This window comes from uncultured Veillonella sp. (genome assembly GCF_934190855.1).
In the GTDB taxonomy this organism is placed as follows: Bacteria; Bacillota; Negativicutes; order Veillonellales; family Veillonellaceae; genus Veillonella.
Genome location: NZ_CAKPTN010000063.1, coordinates 1 through 9,059 on the forward strand (window position 1 = coordinate 1; position 9,059 = coordinate 9,059).

Sequence of the window (9,059 nt, forward strand, 5' to 3'; positions counted from 1 at the left end):
AGCGACCACTTACAGTAGCAATCTTGCCACAGTTTAACTCAGCCATATACGCTTCTAAGTCTTTTAAATAGCCTTGTGCACATTGAGGAGCTACGTCACGACCATCGAGCAAGGCATGTACATAAACGTGCTCGATACCATTGTCATGAGCCCCTTTAATAACTGCCTTAATATGATCTAAGGAGCAATGCACATTACCATCAGAAACTAGGCCGATAAGATGTAAGCTTTGTTTTTTAGCAACTTCGTATAGTTCCTTCATAACAGGGCGATTATAAAACTCACCAGACTCAACGTCTTTTGTTATACGAGTCAAGTCTTGGTATACGATGCGACCAGAGCCAAGGTTTAAATGGCCTACTTCAGAGTTCCCCATTTGACCTTCTGGAAGGCCTACCGCAAGCCCTGACGCTTCTAATTTTGTATGTGGATACGTATCCCATAATTGATTAAAACAGAGCGGCTTCGCCTGTACTACAGCATTGGTTGTATCTGATTGATCTCCCATGCCAAAGCCATCTAAGATGACTAGCATTACGGGAGCCTTTAATTTAGCCATTTTTAACCTCATATTAAGCGCTTACTTGATTCGCCGCTTTAATAATATCAATAAATTCATCAACCACTAGGGATGCACCACCTACAAGGGCACCGTCAATATTTGGTTCCCCTAGAATTTCTAGTGCATTTTCAGATTTAACACTACCACCATATTGGATTCGAACGGCATCAGCAGCTTCATCACCATATAAAGAGCGAATGTAATTGCGAATTGCTTTACATACTTCTTCAGCTTGATCAGCAGTCGCTGTCTTGCCAGTACCGATAGCCCAAATTGGTTCGTACGCAATAATCAATTGACTAACTTGTTCTTTCGAAATATCAGCCAAAGCCCCTTTAAGTTGAGACGTAATCCAGTCAATAGTATGACCAGCTTCACGTTGTTCTAAACTTTCACCAACACAGACAATAGGGTTCAAATTATGATGGAATGCACTCTTAATTTTGGCATTTACCGTCTCATCTGTTTCGCCATAATATTCACGGCGCTCAGAATGACCGATAATGACATAATTAACGCCTACCTCTGTAAGCATAAGTGGTGAAATTTCACCAGTGAATGCACCAGCATCATGATAATCCATAGTTTGTGCGCCTACCTCAATCGCTGTGTTACGCGTCAGCGCTACAGCACGCTCAATAGCTGTGAAAGGCGGGCAAACAACTACATCACAGGATAATTCCATATCTTGTAACACGCTGTTAAACGCTTCGATCAGAATTGACCCAGACGCAATGGTGCCATTCATTTTCCAATTTCCTGCAATAATAGGTTTTCTCATATTATGCCTCAGACAATGCAGCAATACCTGGTAGGATTTTGCCTTCTAAGAATTCTAAAGATGCACCACCACCTGTGGAAATATGGCTAATTTTATCTGCCAAGCCACTTTTTTCAATGGCTGCTACGGAGTCGCCACCGCCAACGATAGTCATCGCATCAGATTCAGCTACAGCTTTCGCTACTGCATTCGTACCAGCTGCAAAGTTTTCCATTTCAAATACGCCCATAGGACCATTCCAAATAATAGTCTTCATTGGCGCCAATGCCTCTACATAGAGTTCGCGAGTTTTAGGGCCAATATCTAATACCATCCAGCCGTCCTCGATTTGATCGACGTCAACGATTTTAGTATTTGCATCGTTGCTGAAAGCATCTGCTACTACAGCATCGATAGGTGTTAACAATTTAGCACCTGCTACACGAGCTTCCATAACAAGGTCTGTAGCAATAGCTTCTTGGCCTTCTTCAAACAAGGAGCTACCAATGTTGCAGCCTTGTGCTTTAATGAAAGCATTTGCCATGCCACCGCCGATGATCATTACATCAACTTTAGGTAAAAGGTTAGAAATAACAGAAATTTTATCTGTTACCTTAGCACCGCCAATAATTGCCGCCATAGGTTTTTTAGGATGTACAACTGCGGCACTTAATGCATCAATTTCTTTTTTGAGCAAGAAACCTGCTGCCATAGGGATATAATCAGCAATACCAACTACGGATGCTGCATTACGGTGAGAAACACCAAACGCATCGTTAATAGCTACGTCCGCAAGAGATGCTAATTGTTTAGCAAACTCAGGGTCATTTTTAGTTTCTTCATTGTGATAACGCAAGTTTTCAAGCATTAATATATCGCCAGGTTGTAATGCTTTCACAGCTTCTTCAACCTTAGGACCAATACAGTCATCGACGAATGCTACAGGTTTGTTGATAAGCTCAGATAAATGCTTAGCACATGGTGCCAAAGACATTTCTGGCTTACGTTCCCCTTTTGGACGACCAAAGTGAGAAGCAAGGATAACCTTTGCACCTTGTTCTACTAAATAGTTAATAGTAGGTAAAGCACTACGAATACGAGTGTCATCAGTGATGACACCGTCTTTCATAGGAACATTAAAATCAACACGAACAAATACTGTTTTATTAGCTACTTGTAAACCTTCGATTGTTTGTTTCATCAAAGCCTCCCGATTATAAGCCTTTGCTTGCTACGAATGCTGCCATGTCGATAAGACGTTCAGAGTAACCCCATTCGTTGTCATACCAAGAAACGATTTTAACCATGTTGCCGTCCATAACCATTGTTAAATCAGCATCAACAATGGAGCTACGAGGGTCAGAACCAAAGTCACAAGATACTAATGGAACATCGGATACGCCAAGAATGCCTTTTAATTCGCCAGCAGCTGCTTTGCGGAATGCTTCGTTGATTTCTTCTTTAGTAGCTGGTTTTTCAAGTTCGCAAACGAGGTCTGTAGCAGATACGTCTGGAGTAGGTACGCGCAATGCAAAACCATCAAGTTTACCTTTCAATTGAGGCAATACCAAAGCTACGGCTTTAGCTGCACCAGTAGTTGTAGGGATGATGGACATAGCTGCTGCACGAGCACGGCGAGGGTCTTTATGACGTGCATCAAGAATTTTTTGGTCATTTGTATAGGAATGAATTGTAGTCATCATGCCGCGTTTGATACCGAATTCATCGCACAATACTTTAGCGAATGGAGCCAAGCAGTTAGTTGTGCAAGATGCGTTGGAAATGATGTGGTGTTTTGCAGGATCGTACATGTCTTGGTTAACACCCATAACCATAGTTAAGTCTTCGTTTTTACCAGGTGCAGAAATCAATACTTTTTTAACTGTAGGCTGTTCTAAATGAACTTTTGCTTCTTCTGCATCGCGGTATTTACCTGTACATTCGATTACGATTTCTACGCCTTCTTCAGACCAAGGCAATTTAGAAGCATCGCGATCATGGAATACGCGGATTTTTTTGCCATCCACATAAAGGTTGTCTTCATCGAATGTTACTTCGTTAGGAATTGTGCCATGTACAGAGTCATATTTTAATAATAATGCAGTACCTTCATTATCACCAGTTGCATTAATTGCAACTACTTCTACGTCAGGATTGTTAATCGCTGCGCGAACTACACATTTACCGATACGACCAAAACCGTTAATACCAACTTTTACTGCCATTGTTAGATCCTCCTAATAACAAAAATTCTAACCAAATTCAAACTAAAATTTATAACTACTCATTCGCCTATAAGGCAGAAATTTGTAACAATTGACTCATGCCTTCAGCCGCTTGCTCATCAATGATGAGTATGCCCTTTTGACAAGCTCGCATAACGCCTATAATTGCGCTCGCCTTCTCTTGTCCACCAGCTACAGCAATGACATTAGGCACCTTTGCCACATCGGGCAAGGATAATCCAATATTATTGGTGGAATAAATCAACTTACCATCCATATCACAATATTGCCCTAGCGCCTCACCTACTGCATGATTGTCTACCAATTGCTTACGCACATCATCAGCAATATGGCGCTGATCTGCCATGCGCATAGCCGTACCAATACCAAATAACAATACGTCAGTCCTATTGATGAGATCTCCAATTTCCTTGATTTGCGGTTCACATGTCATGAGCATATGCAATGAATCTTGTGAAAGCCCATCTGGTAAGTGAAGCATCTTGTAAGTCCCACGAAGTCGTTCGGCTAGTACAGAAGCGATGACATTGGCTTGGTATTCCACTACTGCACCAACACCACCACGAGCTGGCACTACAGTAGGATTAAATGGTAAAATTGGCATTTCTTCTGCTACCGCTGCCATAGTGCTGCCACCACTAATAGCCACTACTGAATCAGGCTCTAATAACTCCTGTAACAGTTTTGCCGCAGCGAAGCCGAGTTTTTTTACCATTAACGTTCCTTCTGTAGGTGTAATGATAACCCTATCGATGTGAAGCGCTTCCGTCAATCGGCTTTCTAGTTCGTTAATACGATCTAGTTCGTTTAAAAAATTTCGTAACTTCGGAACAATTGCATGTCCCTCGTCAGTGAGAAAAATCCCCGGTTTATAAATGTCTACTAGGCCATTTGCACGCATCAGTTCAATATGACTTCGTACGGTTCGCTCTGGAAGGTCCGTCGCTGTAGCTAATGTCCTGCGGCCTATAGGCTCTTCATAAACAAGGTGGTTTAGTATCTTGTATCGCTCCTTTAATACGCTTACGATTTCAGGAACAATACGTTCACATATCATTAGAAACTCGTTCATCGGGTCCCTCCTTTACCCGTTGGGATTGTATGAATCGTTTTTCGTCCCATGTGAACAAAATTCGTCCCACCTAAAATAAAAAAATACCTTTACACATTTATTTTATACCCTATGTGAATTTTATTCAACCCTAAATAGCAGAAAACGACATACTTTTGAGGCAATAATAGTAGTTTTATACCTAAAAGTATGTCGTTTATTTTAATTTTATTTTGTACCGAAGATACGGTCACCAGCATCGCCTAAACCAGGCAAGATGTAACCATGATCATTTAGTTTTTCATCAAGAGCTGCTACGTAAATAGGTACATCAGGATGCTCCTTATTTACCACTTCAACACCTTCTGGAGCCGCTACAAGGCACATCAATTTGATATGTTGTGCACCTTTTTCTTTTAACAAAGTAATAGCTGCTGCTGCGCTACCACCAGTTGCAAGCATTGGGTCAGTTACGATGAAATCGCGTTCGCTTACATCAGATGGTAATTTGCAGTAGTATTCTACTGGTTTTAAAGTTTCAGGATCACGGTATAAACCGATATGGCCAACCTTTGCAGTTGGAATCAAGCTAAGCATACCGTTTACCATACCGAGGCCGGCGCGAAGAATTGGGATGATACCCAATTTTTTACCTGCAATGCGTTTGCCAGTCATTTTCATTAATGGTGTTTCTACCTCTACATCCTCAAGTGGTAAGTTGCGTGTAATTTCATACCCCATCAACATAGTAATTTCATCAAGTAATTGTCTGAAGTCTTTAGAGCCTGTTTGTACATCACGCATCAATGTAACTTTGTGTTGAATCAATGGATGTGTCATAACATTAACTTTCATGACTGTCCTCCTATAAAACAATATACGTATCTCTTTGTAGCAATTTAACTATCACATTAACTCTATCATAGAATGGAAAATCATGCCATAAAAATATTAAAAGGGATGTGCCAAGGCACACCCCTTTTATGTTAATTATAGACTTATAAGACTATAATTGTGTAATTGATGTCATTAATCTAATAGATTAATACAATGGATACGCTTCACAAAGTGCTGCTACTCGTTTGCTAGCATCTTCATGAACTGCTTTATCTTCAGGATTTTTAAGAACTGCTGCAATAATATCAGCAATTTCTTCCATATCTTTCACTTGCAAACCACGAGTTGTAAGCGCTGGCGTACCAAGACGGATACCACTTGTTACAAATGGGCTAGCTGGATCAAATGGAATTGTATTTTTATTACATGTAATACCTACTTCATCAAGCAAGTGTTCTGCTTCTTTACCTGTTAAGCCAGTGCTGCGAACGTCTACGAGCATAACGTGAGTATCTGTACCACCAGAAACGATTGTTAAGCCTTTATCTTGCAATGCCGCAGCTAATGCTTTTGCATTATCGATGATTTGTTGTGCATAGACTTTGAATTCAGGTTGCAAAGCTTCGCCTAGCGCTACAGCTTTAGCAGCGATAACATGCATCAAAGGACCACCTTGGATACCAGGGAAGATGGATTTATCGATTGCTTTAGCATATTTTTCTTTGCAAAGAATCAAACCACCACGAGGACCACGCAATGTTTTATGAGTTGTAGTAGTTACGATATCAGCATATTCTACAGGGTTTGGATGTAAGCCTGCTGCTACAAGACCTGCAAAGTGAGCCATATCTACCATGAAGATAGCATCTACTTCGTGAGCTACTTCAGCCATTTTCTTGAAGTCAATTTGACGGCTATAAGCACTACCACCAGCGATGATCAATTTAGGTTTTGCTTCTAATACAATTTTACGGAACTCATCATAGTCGATTTGTTGTGTTTCTGCATCTACACCATAAGGTACTACATTGAAGTATGTACCAGATACGTTAACTGGAGAACCATGAGTCAAATGACCACCGTGGGATAAATTCATACCCACAATAGTGTCACCTGGTTGTAATAATGCAAAATACACACCAAAGTTTGCTTGAGAACCAGAGTGAGGTTGTACGTTTGCATGTTCAGCGCCAAACAAGCGTTTTGCACGTTCGATTGCCAAGGTTTCGATAACGTCAACGTTTCCACAACCACCATAATAGCGTTTGCCAGGATACCCTTCCGCATATTTATTAGTTAATACGCTACCTTGAGCTTCCATTACTGCTTGAGAAACAAAGTTTTCAGAAGCGATCATTTCTAATTTATCGCGTTGACGTGCCAATTCTTGATTGATAACAGCTTGAATATTAGGGTCTTGTTTTTCTAAGAAACTCATGAGTATCCTCCTTGTACAAAACAAATATCTATAGGTAATGATGTATTATTTCTCTAATGCTTTAATTTTCTCTACACGGCGTTCGTGACGACCACCTTCAAAGTCTGTTGCCATCCAAATGGTAACAATATCTTTAGCAAGGCCTGGACCAATAACGCGTTCCCCCATTGTAAGGATATTCGCATTATTATGTTCACGACAAGCATGAGCAGAGAATGTATCATGACAAAGAGCAGCTCGAATGCCCGCTATCTTATTTGCTGCAATACCGATACCGATGCCAGTACCACAGATTAGAATGCCTCGATCTGCTTCACCAGATACGACTGCATTCGCTACAGGTACTGCAATATCAGGATAATCACAAGACTCCGCTGTATGACAACCAAAATCTTCTACTTCATGTCCCAATGCACTTAATACTTCTTTAACGGATGCTTTTAAATTCAATCCGCCATGATCACAACCGATTGCAACCTTCATAATATCATCTCCTATGCTTTCTGAGGGGCTGATTTAAGGCCTGCCTCAACTAAATGATAAATTTGCTCCGCACATTGATTATATACGGTTTGATCAGATCCATAGGGGTCAGTAACATCACCATCTTGCCCACCCCACTCGGAAATCGTTTTGATTTTACCTTCCTCAAAGGGGAATTGGCGAAGTAGTACAGATTTGTGATCTTTCGTCATACCGATGATTAGATCTGCTGCATTTACGAGCTCCATAGTTAATGGTCTCGATTCATGATCGGAAATATCAGCAATGGAACGGACAGCTACAACGGCTTGTTCAGTGGGCTTTGCTCCATAAGCGGCAAATAGACCAGCCGATACAGTCGTTACATCCTTATGTTGCTCCGCTGCAAGGGCACGAGTAATACCTTCTGCCATAGGACTACGACAAGTATTACCGGTACATACAAATAAAATGTTCATAATAACATCCTTACTTAATCACATTTTGTGATTACTTTATACATTATAGCAAAAATATCCAATATGTAAAGACATATTTCTATTATCAGTGGACACTTATAATGTTAGAAAATTTACTTATAAATGATATGATGACCAGACGCTTTCTCCATACGATTCATGATGGCAACGCCAAAACCGTCATCATTCACCCCTTCTGCTAAGATTAGGGTAACATGATTTTCGTTAAAATGTAATAGGCTTTTGTAAAAGTCATGGCCTAATGCTAAAGCATCACCATGAGCCCCAAAACAATGGCACATAAAGCGCGCATCATCTTTAATGAGCTCATAGGTTTCACGACTTACTAAGCAGCCGATAGGGCCCTCTATATTTATTGAAAGCTCTTTAAAAGTATGTGCCACAGCCTTAGGACTACCAACGACAACAGTCATAGGTGCATCAGGAGCATAATGAGTATACTTCATGCCAGGCGCCTTAGGCTTAGTTTCGGCATTCACTAAGGCTGTATCGTACTCTACAGTAGAAACAACAGTTTCCAGCTGTGCCTTTGTAATCCCACCTGGTCGCAAAATAATGACCTTATCCTCATGTACTTCTACTACGGTAGACTCTACTCCGATTGTACAAGGCCCTGCATCTAAAATATAAGAAATACGACCATTCATATCGTTATATACGTCTTGAGCCGTAGTAGGACTTGGACGCCCTGAGATATTAGCACTGGGCGCTGCTATAGGTATACCTGCACGCTGTAACAACAGGCGACATTCATCATGAGCAGGACAGCGAAGCGCTACACGAGGCAATCCTCCCGTTGCACGATCTGGCACTAAATCAGACTTAGGTAACGTAATTGTTAAAGGTCCTGGCCAAAATCTATCCATCAAGGCTTGTGCTGTTGCAGACACTTCAGTTACTAAAGGTTTAATACTTTCACTATTAGGAACATGCAAAATCAAAGGATTATCCGATGGTCGCCCTTTAGCAGCATAAATTTTATCCATCGCCTCTGGATCTAGACCATTGGCACCCAAACCATATACAGTTTCTGTCGGTATAGATACCAATTCACCATTGCGTAAAGCACGGGCTAACATATCTATATCTTGTTCAGATGGATTTGTAATAATTTTAGTATCCATATTAGCCCTCATACACAGCTGTCACAACGCGGTTATGTCCACCTAGATCAGCTATAAATTGAATATTTGAATATTGACC

At 40.9% G+C, this 9,059-nt stretch carries 9 protein-coding genes and 1 pseudogene; all 10 read right to left on the bottom strand.

The genetic code is table 11. The features are described 5' to 3' along the window. Positions 1-559 (bottom strand): annotated as a pseudogene (locus tag Q0F90_RS05050) (2,3-bisphosphoglycerate-independent phosphoglycerate mutase); the annotation flags it as partial. Between the two features lie 13 nt (positions 560-572). Next, a complete protein-coding gene (gene tpiA, locus Q0F90_RS05055) occupies positions 573-1,343 on the bottom strand; it encodes a triose-phosphate isomerase (RefSeq protein WP_296003940.1) in 771 nt (256 codons plus the stop codon). Position 1,344: 1 nt separating this feature from the next. After that, on the bottom strand, positions 1,345-2,523 hold the full coding sequence (gene pgk / locus Q0F90_RS05060; RefSeq protein WP_296003941.1) for a phosphoglycerate kinase: 1,179 nt from the start codon (positions 2,521-2,523) through the stop codon (positions 1,345-1,347). Between the two features lie 13 nt (positions 2,524-2,536). Continuing rightward, positions 2,537-3,547 carry a type I glyceraldehyde-3-phosphate dehydrogenase gene (gene gap, locus Q0F90_RS05065; protein WP_009351659.1) on the bottom strand — a complete coding sequence of 337 codons (1,011 nt, stop codon included), beginning with the start codon at positions 3,545-3,547 and terminating at the stop codon, positions 2,537-2,539. 67 nt (positions 3,548-3,614) lie between these two features. Beyond that, positions 3,615-4,640 carry a sugar-binding transcriptional regulator gene (locus Q0F90_RS05070; protein ID WP_296003945.1) on the bottom strand — a complete coding sequence of 342 codons (1,026 nt, stop codon included), beginning with the start codon at positions 4,638-4,640 and terminating at the stop codon, positions 3,615-3,617. 207 nt (positions 4,641-4,847) lie between these two features. Beyond that, on the bottom strand, positions 4,848-5,474 hold the full coding sequence (upp, locus tag Q0F90_RS05075; RefSeq protein WP_296003947.1) for a uracil phosphoribosyltransferase: 627 nt from the start codon (positions 5,472-5,474) through the stop codon (positions 4,848-4,850). 187 nt (positions 5,475-5,661) lie between these two features. Further along, positions 5,662-6,894 (bottom strand): serine hydroxymethyltransferase, encoded by a 1,233-nt coding sequence (gene glyA, locus Q0F90_RS05080; RefSeq protein WP_296003949.1) that lies wholly within the window; start codon positions 6,892-6,894, stop codon positions 5,662-5,664. Positions 6,895-6,939: 45 nt separating this feature from the next. Next, positions 6,940-7,377, bottom strand: coding sequence for a ribose 5-phosphate isomerase B (gene rpiB / locus Q0F90_RS05085; protein ID WP_296003951.1), 438 nt, complete (start codon positions 7,375-7,377; stop codon positions 6,940-6,942). A gap of 11 nt (positions 7,378-7,388) precedes the next feature. Continuing rightward, on the bottom strand, positions 7,389-7,835 hold the full coding sequence (locus Q0F90_RS05090) for a low molecular weight protein arginine phosphatase (protein WP_296003953.1): 447 nt from the start codon (positions 7,833-7,835) through the stop codon (positions 7,389-7,391). 113 nt (positions 7,836-7,948) lie between these two features. After that, positions 7,949-8,980 (bottom strand): L-threonylcarbamoyladenylate synthase, encoded by a 1,032-nt coding sequence (locus tag Q0F90_RS05095; protein WP_296003955.1) that lies wholly within the window; start codon positions 8,978-8,980, stop codon positions 7,949-7,951. Between the last annotated feature and the right edge of the window lie 79 nt (positions 8,981-9,059).

Bases quoted from the DNA above. Each gene is read 5' to 3' on its own strand.
- Q0F90_RS05095 (WP_296003955.1), bottom strand. From the start codon at position 8,980: ATGGATACTAAAATTATTACAAATCCATCTGAACAAGATATAGATATG.
- upp (WP_296003947.1), bottom strand. From the start codon at position 5,474: ATGAAAGTTAATGTTATGACACATCCATTGATTCAACACAAAGTTACA.
- gap (WP_009351659.1), bottom strand. From the start codon at position 3,547: ATGGCAGTAAAAGTTGGTATTAACGGTTTTGGTCGTATCGGTAAATGT.
- Q0F90_RS05070 (WP_296003945.1), bottom strand. From the start codon at position 4,640: ATGAACGAGTTTCTAATGATATGTGAACGTATTGTTCCTGAAATCGTA.
- glyA (WP_296003949.1), bottom strand. From the start codon at position 6,894: ATGAGTTTCTTAGAAAAACAAGACCCTAATATTCAAGCTGTTATCAAT.
- tpiA (WP_296003940.1), bottom strand. From the start codon at position 1,343: ATGAGAAAACCTATTATTGCAGGAAATTGGAAAATGAATGGCACCATT.
- rpiB (WP_296003951.1), bottom strand. From the start codon at position 7,377: ATGAAGGTTGCAATCGGTTGTGATCATGGCGGATTGAATTTAAAAGCA.
- pgk (WP_296003941.1), bottom strand. From the start codon at position 2,523: ATGAAACAAACAATCGAAGGTTTACAAGTAGCTAATAAAACAGTATTT.
- Q0F90_RS05090 (WP_296003953.1), bottom strand. From the start codon at position 7,835: ATGAACATTTTATTTGTATGTACCGGTAATACTTGTCGTAGTCCTATG.